At 39.6% G+C, this 16,786-nt stretch carries 13 protein-coding genes and 1 pseudogene; 1 reads left to right on the forward strand and 13 read right to left on the reverse strand.

Translation table 11 applies throughout. The features are described from left to right. Nucleotides 1–45: 45 nt before the first annotated feature. The 10 genes and pseudogenes from FF105_RS03015 to FF105_RS03060 all read right to left on the reverse strand — a co-directional run bounded on the left by FF105_RS03015 (nt 46) and on the right by FF105_RS03060 (nt 10,793). On the reverse strand, nt 46–975 hold the full coding sequence (locus FF105_RS03015) for a phosphoglycerate dehydrogenase (RefSeq protein WP_010278610.1): 930 nt from the start codon (nt 973–975) through the stop codon (nt 46–48). After that, on the reverse strand, nt 975–1,415 hold the full coding sequence (locus FF105_RS03020; protein ID WP_010278612.1) for a nucleoside 2-deoxyribosyltransferase: 441 nt from the start codon (nt 1,413–1,415) through the stop codon (nt 975–977). The genes FF105_RS03015 and FF105_RS03020 overlap by 1 nt, the downstream gene beginning before the upstream one ends. An 11-nt stretch (nt 1,416–1,426) precedes the next feature. Beyond that, nucleotides 1,427–1,819 carry a cytidine deaminase gene (locus FF105_RS03025; RefSeq protein ID WP_010278613.1) on the reverse strand — a complete coding sequence of 131 codons (393 nt, stop codon included), beginning with the start codon at nt 1,817–1,819 and terminating at the stop codon, nt 1,427–1,429. A 58-nt stretch (nt 1,820–1,877) separates the two neighbouring features. Next, nucleotides 1,878–3,668: an oligoendopeptidase F gene (pepF, locus tag FF105_RS03030; protein WP_010278615.1), complete on the reverse strand. Its 1,791-nt coding sequence runs from the start codon at nt 3,666–3,668 to the stop codon at nt 1,878–1,880. Nucleotides 3,669–3,745: 77 nt separating this feature from the next. Continuing rightward, nucleotides 3,746–4,747 carry a competence protein CoiA gene (locus tag FF105_RS03035; RefSeq protein ID WP_010278617.1) on the reverse strand — a complete coding sequence of 334 codons (1,002 nt, stop codon included), beginning with the start codon at nt 4,745–4,747 and terminating at the stop codon, nt 3,746–3,748. Between the two features lie 47 nt (nt 4,748–4,794). Further along, entirely contained in the window at nt 4,795–6,249 is a 1,455-nt protein-coding gene (locus FF105_RS03040; RefSeq protein WP_010278619.1) for an ABC transporter substrate-binding protein/permease, read from the reverse strand. Between the two features lie 54 nt (nt 6,250–6,303). Next, entirely contained in the window at nt 6,304–7,050 is a 747-nt protein-coding gene (locus FF105_RS03045; RefSeq protein WP_004915796.1) for an amino acid ABC transporter ATP-binding protein, read from the reverse strand. Continuing rightward, nucleotides 7,047–8,490 (reverse strand): annotated as a pseudogene (locus FF105_RS03050) (ABC transporter substrate-binding protein/permease). The gene FF105_RS03045 and the pseudogene FF105_RS03050 overlap by 4 nt, the downstream one beginning before the upstream one ends. Before the next feature lie 74 nt (nt 8,491–8,564). Then, nucleotides 8,565–9,551, reverse strand: coding sequence for a GMP reductase (locus tag FF105_RS03055; RefSeq protein WP_010278627.1), 987 nt, complete (start codon nt 9,549–9,551; stop codon nt 8,565–8,567). Nucleotides 9,552–9,737: 186 nt separating this feature from the next. Then, nucleotides 9,738–10,793: a BMP family lipoprotein gene (locus FF105_RS03060; RefSeq protein ID WP_010278630.1), complete on the reverse strand. Its 1,056-nt coding sequence runs from the start codon at nt 10,791–10,793 to the stop codon at nt 9,738–9,740. Nucleotides 10,794–10,966: 173 nt separating this feature from the next. On the opposite strand from FF105_RS03060, the gene FF105_RS03065 reads away from it, so the two are divergent. Beyond that, entirely contained in the window at nt 10,967–11,971 is a 1,005-nt protein-coding gene (locus FF105_RS03065) for a sugar transferase (protein WP_010278633.1), read from the forward strand. A gap of 10 nt (nt 11,972–11,981) precedes the next feature. Here the strand turns inward: FF105_RS03065 and FF105_RS03070 are convergent, their stop codons facing one another. From FF105_RS03070 to FF105_RS03080, 3 genes are all read right to left on the reverse strand, one after another. After that, complete coding sequence (locus FF105_RS03070; protein WP_010278635.1) at nt 11,982–13,319, reverse strand: PTS sugar transporter subunit IIC; 1,338 nt, start codon at nt 13,317–13,319, stop codon at nt 11,982–11,984. 234 nt (nt 13,320–13,553) lie between these two features. Continuing rightward, nucleotides 13,554–13,997, reverse strand: coding sequence for a hypothetical protein (locus FF105_RS03075; protein WP_010278637.1), 444 nt, complete (start codon nt 13,995–13,997; stop codon nt 13,554–13,556). 7 nt (nt 13,998–14,004) lie between these two features. Beyond that, a complete protein-coding gene (locus FF105_RS03080) occupies nt 14,005–16,668 on the reverse strand; it encodes a cation-translocating P-type ATPase (RefSeq protein WP_010278639.1) in 2,664 nt (887 codons plus the stop codon). Nucleotides 16,669–16,786: the final 118 nt, after the last annotated feature.

A 16,786-nucleotide genomic window follows, 5' to 3' on the forward strand; every position in this document is an offset into this window, starting at 1 on the left:
TTGTGTTCATTCTAACACAATCTTATACTATTGACAAAAAGTAAGCTAATTAACAGGGAAACGTGGTTGCCCCCCTGATAAGACTCTGACAATATCTTCCGCTGCTTTAATGGCAACATTATCCATTGCTTCTTGCGAAATCATGGCGACATGTGGCGTCACAAATGCATTGGGTAATTGTAGTAATGGATTATCAGCACTAATTGGTTCATGTTCGACAACGTCCAAACCAGCGCCAGCAATCACATCATTTTTCAGGGCATCAATCAATGCTGCTTCGTCAATCAATGCACCCCGCCCAATATTAACTAGCACCGCTGAAGATTTCATCTTTGAAAAAACATCTGCGTTAATCATGTGCGTCGTTTCTGGTGTTGCTGGTAACGCGGTCACAATAAAGTCAGATTGTTCATAAATTTCGTCTAGCGTGGCCATCCGACCGTTCACTACCTCATGTGAATGTCTTGCGTAAGCTAAAACATTCACATCAAAACCAGTTAACAATCGATCGATATTTTGACCAATGTGCCCAAAACCAATAATTCCTACTGTTTTGCCTGATATTTCCTGGCCATTATGCGCTGATAAGTATGCGGCATTTGTTGCATCTGTGAGTAATTCACGACGCTGGTAATACAGGCGACCAGCCATCAACATGTGCATGATAGCCGTCTCGGCAACAGCGGTAGCATTTGCACCAGGTGTATTTGTCACGACAATATCATGCTTGGCGGCAGCAGCCAAATCAACGTTATCATAACCGACACCGTGTCGTGCAATCACTTTCAAATTAGGCATCTTAGCCATCAATGATTCACCAAAAGGGTGCATCATTATCAGAATACCATCAACGTCTGTGTGCGACAAAAAGTCATCGTCACTCGCCTGATCGCTAATAATAACCTCGAAACCCTTTTCTTCCAAATATTTAACCGCTTTTTTTGCTGTTAAATTCGCAACCAAAACTTTTTTCATTAGAATAATTCTCCTGTAAATGGTATTTTCGGTGTTTGCTCAAAATTATATGTTTTTAAAGTTTCTGCTGCTGTCACATAAGCCGTTAAAGACTCAGATAACATCAAATTAACAGGAAACTGTAGCTCATTGACGACCACTATTGGCTTTTTAGCAACCCAAGCCATTCCTTGTTCAAAGGCCGTACCGGAATCAGCATCATTATCTCGATAATCAATCACTGATACAATAATATCAGCTGCCATGACATTGGTAACGTCTCTTTGAAACACTTCCGCCGCCCAAGGGGCACTAAATTCCGGATTTTCGGTTTTTTGATTCTGTCGTGGTGAGTAATAATCTTTAACCGTTGGATTAGCATCTAACGCAGATTCAATACGTTTGGCACGGTCAATTTGTTCGTCTGAAAAAAAAGGTGCTGCAAGATAAATCTGAGGCATGGGTAAACTCCTTAGTGTAAATTATTAAATGCGCCTGGCATTAATTGTGCAATGTTAGTTTCAATTTCTTGCCCTTGATCATTAATTAGCCAAATTGGCATGTCGGGTTCAAAAAACTCTACCATTACCTGCCTGCAAGCGCCGCATGGTGCAATTGGTTCGTCTGTCTTTCCAGAAATGACAAGACCATGAAAATGACGATGACCAGCTGCAATAGCTGTGAATATGGCAGTTCTTTCAGCGCAGTTAGTTAAGCCAAATGACACGTTCTCAATATTAACACCTTTGAAAATTTCACCATTTTCACCCAACAAAGCAGCGCCAACTGGAAAATGTGAATATGGGGTATAAGTATCATTTAACGCCGCATTGGCAACATCAGCAAGTGTGCTTGGTACAGTCATAATTTTTCTCTCCTAACTGTTATTTTAACAAAAAAACAGCCCGTTGGACCGTTTATTTTCACTTGGATAGCAGTGTTTCTAATTCAGATAGTCGTGTCTCAAAGACTGCAAAAGCTTGCTTCAAGTATTCAGCTTGACTCATGTCGACACCTGCTTTTTGAATAATATTCAACGCATAATCTGAATTACCCGACTTTAAATAGTTTTTATAATCTTGAGCACCGTTGCCATTCAAAATACGTTCTGCCAGTGTGGTTGCAGCAGCTTCGCCAGTAGCATACTGATAAACGTAGAAATTATAATAAAAATGAGGAATACGAGACCATTCATAAGCAATAGCTTCATCAGGAAAAAGATCTGGTCCATAGAACTTTTGATTCAACTCAGCATAATAATCACTCATAACTTCAGCTGTTAAAGCAGTCCCATTAGCACTTTGTTCGTGGATCCACTGTTCAAATTCCGCAAACTGAGTTTGGCGAAATACCGTTCCCTTAAAGCCGTCTAAGTATTGGTTTAAAACATACGCACGAAACTTAGGATCACTGTTTGTTTCCAGCAAATAGTCCGTCAACAATCCTTCATTAGTTGTTGAGGCAATTTCTGCCAAAAAAATAGGATAATCGCCATAATGATACTCTTGGTTATGCCGTGTTAAATAAGAGTGAACGGAATGTCCCATTTCATGAACCAAGGTATAAACATTATTCAAATTATTTTGCCAATTCAACAAAATGAATGGTTTAGTGTCATAAGCACCACTTGAATAGGCACCAGTACGCTTACCTTTATTCTCGACAACATCAATCCATCGCTCATCAAACGCCTTTTGAACAATCGCGACATAATCTTCCCCCAACGGCGCCAATGCTGATAAGACAATCTGTTGCGCCTTTTCATAGGTGACATCAAAATCGATTTCATCAACCAAAGGCACGTACAAGTCATAAGAATGTACATCATCAACACCCAGTATTTTCTTACGCAACGCAACAAATCGATGTAATAATGGTAAGTTTTCATCCACAGTTGTCGTTAGTGTTTGAAAAACACTTTCAGGAATATTGTTTCCTGAAACAGCAGCTTGGCGGGCTGAATCATAGTGGCGAGCCTTAGCCAAAAAATTGTGCCCCTTTACATGAGCAGATAAGGTTGAGGCAAACGTATTTTGTAATCCAATATAACTATCATATAGGGTTGTAAAAGCTTCTTGACGTAAATTCCGGTTCTGTGATTCCAACAGAAGTGAGTATAAACCATTTGTCAGTGGCACCACTTCTCCAGTTTCAGTATGAACATTGCCGAATGTAATATCAGAATTGTCAAGTGCACCAAATGTTTGCTCGGACGCACCAAAAATGTCACTCGCACCTGCTAAGAGCGCTTCTTGATCGGCAGGCAACGTATGAGGCTTTTGAGCAAGTAAAACATCAAAAAAATGCTGATACTTGGTTAACTTATCTGTGGCAAGATATTTTGCCAATGTCTCATCAGGAATAGCTAAGACTTCTGGTTGAAAGAATGACGTTGCTGCACTCAACTCCGCATATAAACTCTGAACCTGCGCATTATAAGCCGCATATTTAGGATTAGTAGTGTCTTGATCAAAAATCTGATGTGCATACACATAGACTTTTTCAAATTCTCGTTCAGCTGCAAGATCTGCTTCTAATGCAGCCAACAATGCAGTGGCAGATTCACCAACATGACCAATATATTGGCTTAATTGTTTTGCTGCAGATTGAACTGACTTGAATGCCACTTCAAACGCATCATCTGACTCAAAAATGGTGGTGAGATCCCATGTTAAATTTTCAGGAACTTCGGAACGTAATATTTGTTGTGCCATAATTATAAACGTGCGGAACGCCGCACTCTCCTTATCATTCAATACTAATCATTTTATCATATTCGCAGTAAATGATGTTACTTTGCGTTCAACCATTTGGGTAATCGCCGAATTAAAATATAACCACCTTGCTGTAAAATAAAATTTTGCTTTTCCAAGCTGGAGAATATTTGCTGTAACTGAACTATTTTGAAATCATCATCACCCAAGAAGTACTGAAGTAATATTTGGCTTAATTTCTGTTTTTTGATGACATGTTGTAAACCAATTTTTTCTAACAATAACACGACCAATAATCTGAAATGCCAATTCGCAATATTCAAACCAAACGTGCACCCTTGAAATATCCATTCGGGCGCATCAGGTAGTCGTCGATTATGTTGATATAAGTGATTAATTAAAAATTTATCAACACGCTGTTGCATAAGTAGACTGTGGACTTTGTAACGTTGCTTATTCACATCAAGTTGATAAGTCGGTAATTGCAGTGATTTTATAAACAGGTCACGATGCCTTTTCTCAGTGTATTTTACACGTGAAAAATCAGCTTTGATAAAATGATGACGGTGGACAAACGTTTTGTCATTAGACAAATAAAAAACAAGCTGTCGTGCAGTCATAAACTTTAGAATGGTTTTTTGACTTAGATTACGATTATAATAAGTCTCACCTAAAATCCAAAGAACTTTGATTTGACAGGATTGGTAGCCTGCATTGCGTTGCATTAACCTTTTTTGAGATATTGGGCTGCATTGATATTCGATTGCTAATTTTTGCTTTCCACGGGTCAGCAAAATATCAGGACGTTGCTGTATACTTGCAATTACAGCTTCAATTTCAACATGTCCGAATTGTTGCAAATACTGTGCTAACTGCATTTTGCCCGACAAATGGGCTGTCGTTTCATTTTCAGTTAGTGTTTGGCAAAGCGTGCCTGAATAATGGGCAAAATGTTTTTGCTTAACATCACCAACTTTTAACATCACAGGCTCACGACAACCAGGACAAAAATACGATTGATCTTTTTGTCCATCTTTAGCCAAAATGTATTTTTGACGCTGGTTATAGGCTACAATCATAAAAAAGCACCTCCAATCATATCATACGATTTGGAAGTGTTTTTGTTTTATTGCAATTTTTTTTGCGCCCAGTTGCTGAACCAAGTCAGTAATGTAATGATGATCAGGTACATGATAGCCACAATTGCCCATACACGGAAACCTTGTGAATTACGTGCAACAATTAGGGAACCGGTTTGGGTCAATTCTAACAAGCCAATCGCTGACAAAATTGAAGTATCCTTCAATGTAATAATGAATTGATTAATGAAACTTGGCACCATAATTTTTAAGCCTTGTGGCATAATTACTCGCCGCATCGCTGTTCGATAAGGTAGTCCCAACGATCGTGCTGCCTCCATTTGACCAGCTTCCACCGCTTCAAAGCCACCACGGACAAAAGCACCCGTATAAGCGCCTTCGTTGAGAACTAATGTCAACACACCGGCAGTGAAAGCAGGAATTTTGGCGCCAATCACACCAGGCAAACCGATATAAATAAAGAATGCCAACACCATGAGTGGTAAGCCACGGAAAATATATATAATCATCGTCGACACACCACGCACAAATTTATTTTGACTAACACCCATTACACCTAATACAACACCCCAAATTGAAGCTAAAATAATGCCAAGGAATGTGAGCGTAATCGTTTGCCATAAACCTTTCAAAAAGGCACTTTTATTTGCCTTTAATATGCCCCAAATAGAAAAATTATCCTTTTTTGCCCCTGTAAAGGTAGATTGGTTGGCACCTAAATATTTTGCAACGATTTTGTCATACGTGCCATCTTTCTTAATAGCTGCAAATCCACGGTTGAATGCCGATAACAGCGCTTGGTTCTCACCCTTTTTAACAAAAAATCCATACCAACCAGCGTTTCCTGGATGGTCGGCGTTCATAACTTTCAGCTTAACCCCGTTTTTGATAGCATACTGAATGACCGGCATGTCCTCAAATGTTGCAGCAGAATTGCCTACCGCAACATCATTGTACATTGTGTCTGTATCATTAAAGTATTTAACATTAAACCCATACTTAGTTTGCAACGATTTACCATATTCCGAAGCCGCCGTACCGGTTTTTAACGCAACCGTTTTGCCTTTTAAGTCCTTTAACGACTTAATTTTGCTACCTTTTTTAACAATCCAAGCCACACCCGTTTTGTAGTACGGCGTTGAATGATCATAAACAGCCTTTCGCTCTTCCGTAATCGCCATGCCAGCAATGATGCCGTCAGCCTGCTCATTTGCAACAAGTTGTGCTGCCGAAGTAAAGCTCATTAGTTTTAACGTATAAGTGAAATGTTCTCGTTTAGCAATTTCTTTCAAAATATCTTGATCGATACCCACATACTGATTATTTTTATCCTGAAAATCAAACGGTGGATAAGTTGCATCAGTTGAAATTGTATAATCAGGCTCATCCGCATAAACCAAATGATTTCCAGCTGTAAAGCCAAACATAATAATTATTGACAGTATTGTCAACAAACCGACAAGTATACCTTTTTTAAACATTTTTTCTCCCCAAAAAAGGTGGCGCTATGGCCACCTGTCATTCATACATCACGCTTAAGCATGCGTGACTTTACTCAAAAATTCTTGTAGACGTTCATTCTTTGGTGCATCAAATACTTGATCCGGCGTTCCTGATTCTTGAATTTTACCTGATTCAAAGAAAACAACACGATCAGCTACTTGCTTAGCAAATCCCATTTCATGGGTCACAATAATCATTGTCATTCCTGACTCTGCCAAATTCTTCATAACATCAAGTACATCGCCAACCATTTCAGGATCAAGCGCAGAAGTTGGTTCATCAAACAGCATAATATCAGGTGTCATTGCTAATGCGCGTGCAATCGCGATACGTTGCTTTTGACCACCGGATAAAGAGCTAACTGGCATGTCCGCTTTATCCGATAAACCAACAGTTTCAAGTAACTCACGTGCCTTTTTTTCGGCTGCAACTTTGTCTAATTTTTTGAGTTCAACAGGTGCTAACATGATATTTTCTAGCACAGTGTAATTATTAAACAAGTTGAAGTTTTGAAATACCATGCCAATGTTTTCGCGAACCTTGTTGATATCCGTATTTTTGTCTGAAATATCATAGCCATCAACAATGATTGTCCCATTATCAGGCGTTTCTAACTGATTCAACATGCGCAAAAACGTTGATTTTCCTGATCCTGATGGTCCAATCATAACAACAACTTCGTTTTCAGCAATATCTAATGAAATATCGCGTAAAACATGATTTTCTCCATAGGATTTATTAACTTTATCAACATGCACTTTTACTTGTGCTTCGCTCATGAACGCGTCCTCTTTTCTACCCAATTACTAAACCATGTCAGTAATGTAATTACAACCAAGTATATCACAGCAATAATCGCCCATACACGAAATCCCTGTGAATTACGAGAGACAATTAAAGTCCCTGTTTGTGTTAATTCCAAAATACCGATTGCCGACAAAATCGATGTATCTTTCAATGTGATGATAAATTGATTAATAAAACTCGGTACCATAATTTTGAGACCTTGTGGCATAATCACTTTATACATTGACTTACCATAAGTAAATCCGAGACTTCGTGCTGCCTCCATTTGTCCCTTGTCAACAGCTTCAAAACCACCTCGCACAAAAGCACCTGTATAAGCACCCTCATTTAAAATCAGTGTAATGACACCAGCCGTAAACGCAGGGATTTTAGTGCCGATTACGCCCGGCAGTCCAATATAAATAAAGAATGCCAACACCATTAACGGCATACCACGGAAGATGTAAATAATTGTAGTAGAGACACCCCTAATGACACTGTTTTGACTAACGCCCATGATACCAAGTAAAACACCCCAAAGCGAAGCAAAAATAATACCAAACAAGGTTAACAGGATTGTTTGCCACAATCCTTTCATAAAGGCGTTTTCATTAGACTTTAAAAATACCAAACACTGAGCTATTATCTGATTTACTGCCAGTGAACTCTGAAGCTGGGGCACCTAAATATTTGTTGACAATTTTTTGATAAGTGCCATCTTTCTTAATTGCAGCGAATCCTTTGTTAAAGGCAGCCAACAATTGTGCATTATCACCCTTTTTGACCGCAAAACCGTACCATCCAGCCTCGTAAGGGTTCGTTGGGTTCATAACTTTTAGCTTCGTACCATTTTTAATGGTATACTGCAAAACCGGCAAATCTCCAAAAGTAGCTTGTGAGTTGCCATTAATCACATCATTATAAAGCGTATCAGAATCACTAAAATAAGTGACCTTAAAGCCATATTTTTTCTGGATTGATAGCGCATAATCAGCACCAGCTGTTCCGGTTTTAATCGCAACAGTTTTACCTTTCAAATCTTTTAACGACTTGATAGTTGAGCCTTTTTTAACTGCCCAAGCAATCCCAGACTTATAGTAAGGGGTTCCAAAATCAAAAACCTGTTTACGCTCGTCGGTAATTGACATACCCGCAATCACTGCATCTGCTTGTCCAGATGTTACTGATTGCGTAGCAGCATTAAAACTCATTGGCTTAAGCGTGTAAGTAAATCCCTCACGTTTGGCAATTGTTTTCAAAATTTCTTGATCAATACCTGTATATTGATTATTTTTATCTTGAAAATCAAACGGCGGGTATGTCGCATCGGTTGTGATAATGTAGTTCGGCTGTGCGGCATCAACCTTTGTAATACCCATCATCATTGTGACAGTTGCTAAAAAAGCAACACAAAACATCCATATCTTTTTCATAATACTCCAGTATAGCAAAAAAGCTGACGAGCGTACAATATCATGTCAGTTTTCTTAACATATTTCATTTATTATTAATAACTGTCACCATTACTAATTGAATTTTTAACAATGACATAGTCAACACGTTTAAGATCTGCTAATTCACGACCACCAGCATACGAAATTGATGATTGCAAATCTTCTTTCATTTCGCGTAGCGTGGTATCAACACTACCACGATAAGGGACTAGCAATTTTTTACCTTCAACATGCTTGTATTCACCCTTCTGAAATTGTGAAGCAGAACCGAAATACATCTTAAATTTATCACCATTCATTTCGACTACTTCACCAGGTGTTTCGTCATGACCAGCAAATAGTGAACCAATCATGCACATTGTCGCACCAAATCGAATGGATTTAGCTATGTCACCATTATGACGAATACCACCATCGGTGATAATTGGCTTTTTTGCTGCCTTAGCGCATAAACGCAGCGCCGCTAACTGCCAACCGCCAGTCCCAAAGCCAGTTTTCAACTTGGTAATACAAGCTTTTCCAGGTCCTACGCCAACTTTAGTGGCATCAGCACCGGCATTTTCCAGATCTCGAACAGCTTCAGGTGTTGCCAAATTACCAGCAATCACAAAACTATCTGGCAAAGTTTTTTTGATATACTTCACCATGTCGATAACCGGTGCAGCGTGCCCGTGCGCAACATCAACTGTGATAAACTCAGGGACTAAACCGGCTGATTTAAGATCATCAATAAATTGGTACTCTTCCGGTTTTATGCCAACTGAAATAGAGGCAATTAACTGATCAGATTGCATATTTTTAACAAAATCTAATCGCTTAGCTGGTTCAAAACGATGCATCACATAAAAATAGCCATTGACTGCTAGATGTCTTGCTAACGGTTCATCAATAACCGTTTGCATATTAGCAGGCACAACTGGTAATTTAAAGGTATATCGTCCCAATTTAACCGATGTGTCTGCCTGGGAACGTGATTCAAGTATGCCCAAATTGGGAATTAGCTGCACATCTTCATAATCAAAAACTGTATTAAAATCCATTATAGTTATCCTTTTCCTAAACTCCAATGACTATTATACAGGCTTTCAAGCCGGAATCGTGACTAATCTATGAACAAAAGACGAAATAAAATGTAAAATAAATAAAATTGTTCGTCTTTAGATTGTTTCACCACAAATTCCTGCAAAAAAAAATCGCATTGTTGCGATCGATTTTTGAAGCCATATTTATGGGTGAATTGGCACTTTAATATCACCAGCAATAATTTTCTTTTGTGCTGACTGAACTGCTGACCAAACACTGCTAGAAGCAGAATCTTTGGATAGGCTGACACCCTTTTCTTTCAACCCATAGGTAATTGTTTTTCCCCCAGGGAACTTGTCATTTTTGGCTTTCGTTGCAACGTCTTCAACCGCACTATCAACACGCTTTACTGCTGACACTAATGTGAAGTTAGATGACTTACCATCTTTATCCTTGTAGTTACCATCGGTCTTTTGATCACGATCAACACCGATGACCCAGATTTTTTTGTCCGAACTTGCACTCTCTTTTTGGTTTTCTGCCTTAGCTTCTGCAAAAACACCATTTCCAGCGCCACCAGCTGCTTGGAAAATAACATCAGCACCATTAGCAGTCATTGACGCCGCAATTGTCTTGCCTTTAGCAGCATCAGTAAATGAATCAGTATACTGTGTTAATACTTTGATATTAGCGTTTGTTGCCTTAACACCAGCTTTAAAGCCGGCCTCAAATGTGTCGATAACATCACCATGAATACCACCGACAAAACCAACTGTGCCACTCTTTGATTGCTTGGCTGCGGCAACGCCGGCCAAGTATGATGATTGTTCAGTTTTGAATGTCAATGAAGCAACATTTTTCTTAGCAATCACTGCGTCAATGATTGCAAAATTTGTTTTAGGATTAGCCTTGGCAACACTTGTTACAGCCGGTGCAGCCGCGAACCCGACACCATAAACTAACTTATAGCCACCTTTAACGGCTGTTTGCAAATTAGTCTTGATATCTGAGGTATCCGTACTCTGAAAATAATTGTAGCCGCCTTTTCCTTGCTTCAAATCATTGGCTTTTCCATACGCTTGCAACCCTTCCCAAGCTGACTGGTTAAATGATCGATCATCTATACCACCACCATCTGTGACCAAAGCCACAGCATAGCCAGAGCTTTTCTTTGTTGAGTGTTGAGTTGCTGCGTAGATACCACCCGCAATAACGACGACTGCCGCCGCACCAATACCAATTTTTGCTGAACGTTGCATGTTTTTCTTCTCCCAAAAGTTAATACCTACATTATCCGACTTTACGCCGGATTTTAGGTTAAAATTTGGTTAAAAATGTATATAATTACCGAATAATGCCATCTTTTTTATAATAAAGTTCGTATTTTAGCCAGCTTTCAGAAAAATGGTTCGGATTTTGGTATAATATCGCTATGACTTACTTCATCACGCACACAATTGAACCCTGGATGCCACTAGGTGCTTTAAAAGCAAAATCAGATTATGCTCAGATTGCTCAGACACAAGGCTGGACAATTTTACCTATTGCCCGTTATAACGATGTTCGTTTTGACGATGAAACGCGACAGAACCATATTAAAAATTGGCTTAACACTGTCAAAGCAGATGATACTGTGATTCATCAATTTCCTAGCTACATGAGTTGTCACTTTGAACAACAATGGGTACAAGAAATCAATAAACGTTCCGCACGCAGTATTGTTTTAATCCACGATATTGAACCACTGCGTTTGGTCAAAACCGATGCTTGGGAATTGTCTGTTTTAAAGCAGTACAATACTATTATCGTTCATTCAGAGGCCATGGCTAACGCCCTTAGACGTATGAGCGTCAACTCAACCTTCATTATTCAACCTTTATTTGATTATCTTGGGGAAGTCCACAATTTAGCTTCATATAGCCACCTCATTAATTTTGCTGGTACTTTTCAAAAATCACCTTGGCTAAAAGATTACGACGGGCCAGAAATCAACTTATTTGGTTCTGTGCCTAAAAAATGGCGTGATTTTGTTTTCCCTAATCAGGTTAGTTACCATGGTAATTTTGACCCGGATGATATTTTAAACCAGCTCACATCCGGATTTGGTTTGATATGGGATAATGATTTTGAAGATAAGACATATCAAAGCTACACTAAATACAACGCACCACACAAAGCAAGTCTTTATCTCAGAGCAGGATTGCCATTGATTGCTTGGCAACAAAGTGCGCTTGCAGCTATTATCAAACAATATGATATTGGCTTGACCATCAATAAATTAACTGATCTGAAGAAAATTGATGACATATCTCTTGATCAATACCACACATGGCAAAAGAACATTTATCCCATCGCTTCTCAACTGGCTCAAGGTTTTTTTACCAAACAAACATTGATGATGATTCAAAATAAAAGCTTTAATCAAAAATTTGATTAAAGCTTTTATACTATCCAACAACAGCGTCGCTATCAGCTTGCTTTTCTTCATCCAAAAGCGCCTTATCAAACACTTTGAAGAATGGAATCCAAATTAATAGATCCAAAAGAATCAAAACGATTTGCAGCACCGCCCCAGAAATACTTGAGGTTGCCAAGAAACCAGAAATCACTGGTGGCATTGTCCATGGTACAGGTGTACCTGTTGTACGTGCGACTAATCCTGATGACATCGCAAAATATGAAATCAAGACATTCATCACTGGCACAATCAGGAACGGTACGATTAAGTAAACGTTCAATACAACTGGCAAACCAAACATTGTCGGCTCGTTAATGTTAAAGATACCCGGCACTAACGTCAGTGGTCGCATTGCTTTGTTTTGCTTTGATTTTGCAAAAATAGCGAGTGCGATAATCAAACCTAATGTCGCACCACCACCACCAATGTAGACAAAATTATCCATAAATGGTTGTGTAATAACTTCTGGTAGTGCTTTACCTGCTTTGGCTGCATCAACGTTTTCTTGCATCAATTGCAAGAAGATAGGTGACATAATAGCACCAACTAAGTTACCACCGTGAATACCGATAAACCAGAATAGTGAGACAAGTACTGCTACTACGATCGCACCAATTAATGAACCACCGAACGCTTTTAGCGGATCTCCCAAAATCATTTGTAAGATATTATGAATAGAGACCAAGCCAGTTGCTTGGAATAGCGCATAAAGCAACGCCCAGAGCAAAATAATCACAAATCCAGGAATTAATGCCGCAAATGAGTGTCCGACGGCTGGTGGTACTGAATCAGGCATTTTGATGGTAATGTTATGATTTAAGAACCAAGCATAAATGGCTGCTGACACCAGTCCAATAATAATCGCTGCAAACATACCGTTAGCGTTTGTTGCCGAATATGCAATTCCTTGATCGGCAATTGCGACTTTAGCACCCCACGCTTGGTTGCCGTTAGCACCATTTAAATATGGTGTCGAAACGAAATAACCACCTAGGGCTAATACACCTGCTGAAATACCATCAGCCTTTGGTGATAACAACTTGGCATAATTGGAAGCGATACCAACGACTGAAACGATACCGACTAAGTAAAACGTACCGTAAATGATTTTCACCAACCAATTTAAGACACCATTAGCAGTAATCCATGTCACCCACATATCATTAGGGGTTGGAAAATTACGAATAATCATCGCCAAAGATCCAACCAAAATGAGTGGCATTGCCAAAGCGATACCATCACGAATAGCATTCAGTGCCTTAATAGACGATAGTTTCGCGCCAATCGGCACCAAATTTTTCTGTAACCAATCTGTTATTCTCTGCATGAAAGTCTCCTCCACTTCATGTTGGATGCAATGAAAGAATCTGTGAAGCGTCATTTTTTACTTCATGAGTGGCATCCATTTAAGTTGTGCTTCGTCTTTATCTTATCATGTAAACGCTTTCATGTCACGGTTTAAATCACTTTTGTGATGAAATTCTTTGAAAAAATAACTAGACCAAAAAGAGGATAAGCACCATTCAATGTGGTGTTTATCCTCTTTTTGGTCTAGACCGATTTACATTTGTGAAGTCATTATTTTTGATACATTTGTCTGTACTTTGTTCAAATATTGGGCTTGATCGGCCTCAGATTGTTCATATTTAACGTCATCAATTGTTTGATCGGCTACATTTAGTGAGTCGCTCATCAACGCTGTTGCTTGAGCGTATAATTCATAATTCTTTGCTAATGACTTATGCACACCCAAAATACGAATTGGGGCTTGTGCTGCGTTCAAACGAGCAGCATTCTCGTGATAACTCGTCACTGCGTCTTCAAACTCGGCTTTAATTTCAGCGAATTCTGCTGCAGGAATGTCAGTTACCTTGTTCTCTTGTTTCGCATCATCCAATTTAGTAAAAAATGGTGCCACGCGATCAGCTGTTTCCTGAGTTGCTGTTAAAACTTGTTGCAAAGTTTGTACATAAACTTGTGCTTGTTTGGGATTAAATTTTGCCAATGTTCTCTTATCCTTTTTTGAAAATTGTTCGTTGAACCAATTTTACCAGTTCCACAATCACAATGATACTAATTCCCGCAACTAACACAATTGCCCATTGATAAGTGTCCAAATGCGAAACATGGAACAAGGGGTTCAAAGGTGGAATCACAACAACAGCTGCCATGACTACAAGTGATCCTAATAATGCCCAGTTGAACATCTTATTTCTAAAGGCCTGTGGTCCAAACATTGAACCATAAACTGATTTAACGTTAATCGCGTTAAACATTTGCATCAATCCGAGTGTCATAAATGCCATAGTCAAAGCATCTTGGTGAGCCAGATGGCTCTCCGCATGAACGGGTGCTGCCAAAGCAAAACCATACACACTCAACACAATAACCGCTTGCAAAATACCTTGCCAAATAATAGCAGGACCAACGCCACCAGACAAGAAACTAGCACCACGACCACGAGGACTGCGTTTCATCACACCCTTTTCTGCTGGTTCAATACCTAAGGCAATCGCTGGCAAAGTATCGGTTACCAAGTTAATCCACAGAATCATAATTGGTGCTAAAATATTCCAACCCAAAAGCGTCATCACAAAAATTGAAATCACTTCCGCTAAGTTAGAAGCTAACAAATACTGTAATGCTTTTTGAATGTTAGCAAAGACCTTACGACCTTCCTCAACAGCATGTACAATCGTTGCAAAGTTGTCATCGGCCAAAACCATATCAGAAGCACCTTTAGAAACTTCTGTTCCAGTAATACCCATTGCAATACCGATATCAGCAGCTTTCAAAGCCGGCGCATCATTAACACCATCACCAGTCATCGCGACAACTTTGCCTTTTTTCTGCCAAGCATTGACAATTTTAACTTTGTGTTCTGGCGCAACACGAGCATAGACATTATAACGAGTGACATTTTCTGCAAATTCAGCTTCACTCATCGCGTCAATATCAGAACCGGAAATGACGGCAGTATCAATGTCTTTCTCATCCAAAATACCTAAACGAATCGCAATCGCTGCAGCTGTATCACGATGGTCACCCGTGATCATCATTGGTCGAATACCAGCAGCTTTTGCTTCGGCAACAGCCTGTGCAACTTCTGGTCTCTCTGGGTCAATCATGCCTACAAAACCAGTAAATACCAAATCATTTTCAACAACTTGTGTCGTCATCTCAGTAGGCATTTCATCAACTAATTTGTAAGCAAATCCTAACACACGTAACGCTTGCGTTGCTAGCTCAGAATTAATTCCCAGCAGCTTAGCACGAATATCATCACTCAAATCAACAATTTGACCGGACATTTCAATTCGTGTGGCACGCTTTAATAATTCATCAGGCGCACCTTTGACCGTAATAATATAACCATTCGGAGCCGGATGAACCGTTGACATCAACTTACGTTCTGAATCAAAGGGTAATTCTGCAACACGTGGCATCTCGTTAAATAACTTGTCAATATCACGATCATGCTTTTCATTAAAGGCAATTAACGCCGTTTCAGTTGGATCACCAACTAAACCGTTTTCTGTACGCTTTGTATCGTTGTTTAATGCCAAAATATCAGCTAATCTGGCATACGTATCAGTCAATTCTCCGGTATTGTCAGCGTCCGAAATTTCAGCATCAACCACCAGCTTTTCGACTGTCATTTTGTTCTGAGTTAACGTTCCTGTTTTATCAGAACCAATAATATCAGTTGAGCCCAACGTTTCAACGGCTGGCAACTTACGAACGAGGGCATGACGTGAGGCCATGCGTGTGGTACCTAATGCTAATGTGATTGTCACAATAGCTGGCAAACCTTCTGGAATAGCGGCAACCGCCAAAGAAATGGATGTTAACAGCATGTCAATGATCGTCTCTCGACCGCGCAACAAACCAACAATAAACGTTACCACAGCAATGCCTAAAATCAAGTATGTCAAAACTTGACCTAGCTTGACCAAATTCGCTTGCAATGGTGTTTTGGTTTCATCAGCCGCCTCTAACATGCCGGCAATATGCCCAATTTCAGTTTGCATTCCCGTACCTGTTACAACACCAACACCACGACCGTAGGTCACGTTAGTATTCATGAATCCAAGGTTGGTACGATCACCCAACGGCAAATCACTATCTGCTAGTGTATCTGCAATTTTATCAACCGGTACTGATTCACCCGTCAATGAGGCTTCTTCAATTTGAAGAGAGGCAGATTCAATCAAACGTAAATCAGCTGGCACAATGTCACCAGCCTCCAGACGGACAACATCACCCACAACCAAATCTGTTGATTTCACAGACATTTCCTTGCCATCACGAATGACGTTTGCATTAGGTGTCGACATTTCTTTCAACGCATTGATGGCATCTTCGGCCTTGGCTTCTTGGAAAACACCAAAAACAGCGTTGATAATGACAATGGCCAAAATGAAGATGGCGTCAACCAGTTCACCAGTAAACGCCGCCACAATTGCAGCGGCCAACAAGATAGCAATCATCAAATCCTTAAATTGGTTGATGAATTTCTGAACTAAACTGGTTGATTTTGCTTCGTTCAACTGGTTAGGACCGTTTTTTTCAAAACGTGCCTTGGCCTCTTGACCTGTCAAACCGACTTTTGCATCAGTTTTTAATGCTACCAAAACATCCGTACTGTCTTGGTTATATAACGGCTTATCTGCCATCGAAATTCTCCTTATACGCTTGAGGTTAAGCTAAGACTAACAAAATGAAAAGACCCATGCAAACGCAAATAAACGTTTACATGAGTCTCACTGTTTAATGCTGAACCGGCGCATAGCG

This window comes from Leuconostoc sp. UCMA20149 (assembly GCF_030400235.1).
Classification (GTDB): Bacteria; Bacillota; Bacilli; order Lactobacillales; family Lactobacillaceae; genus Leuconostoc; species Leuconostoc pseudomesenteroides.

What these genes read in the sequence shown, in the direction of transcription:
- FF105_RS03060 (WP_010278630.1), bottom strand. Translation starts at nt 10,793, where the DNA reads ATGCAACGTTCAGCAAAAATTGGTATTGGTGCGGCGGCAGTCGTCGTT.
- FF105_RS03055 (WP_010278627.1), bottom strand. Translation starts at nt 9,551, where the DNA reads ATGGATTTTAATACAGTTTTTGATTATGAAGATGTGCAGCTAATTCCC.
- FF105_RS03020 (WP_010278612.1), bottom strand. Translation starts at nt 1,415, where the DNA reads ATGCCTCAGATTTATCTTGCAGCACCTTTTTTTTCAGACGAACAAATT.
- FF105_RS03045 (WP_004915796.1), bottom strand. Translation starts at nt 7,050, where the DNA reads ATGAGCGAAGCACAAGTAAAAGTGCATGTTGATAAAGTTAATAAATCC.
- FF105_RS03015 (WP_010278610.1), bottom strand. Translation starts at nt 975, where the DNA reads ATGAAAAAAGTTTTGGTTGCGAATTTAACAGCAAAAAAAGCGGTTAAA.
- FF105_RS03025 (WP_010278613.1), bottom strand. Translation starts at nt 1,819, where the DNA reads ATGACTGTACCAAGCACACTTGCTGATGTTGCCAATGCGGCGTTAAAT.
- pepF (WP_010278615.1), bottom strand. Translation starts at nt 3,668, where the DNA reads ATGGCACAACAAATATTACGTTCCGAAGTTCCTGAAAATTTAACATGG.
- FF105_RS03070 (WP_010278635.1), bottom strand. Translation starts at nt 13,319, where the DNA reads ATGCAGAGAATAACAGATTGGTTACAGAAAAATTTGGTGCCGATTGGC.
- FF105_RS03065 (WP_010278633.1), top strand. Translation starts at nt 10,967, where the DNA reads ATGACTTACTTCATCACGCACACAATTGAACCCTGGATGCCACTAGGT.
- FF105_RS03080 (WP_010278639.1), bottom strand. Translation starts at nt 16,668, where the DNA reads ATGGCAGATAAGCCGTTATATAACCAAGACAGTACGGATGTTTTGGTA.
- FF105_RS03035 (WP_010278617.1), bottom strand. Translation starts at nt 4,747, where the DNA reads ATGATTGTAGCCTATAACCAGCGTCAAAAATACATTTTGGCTAAAGAT.
- FF105_RS03040 (WP_010278619.1), bottom strand. Translation starts at nt 6,249, where the DNA reads ATGTTTAAAAAAGGTATACTTGTCGGTTTGTTGACAATACTGTCAATA.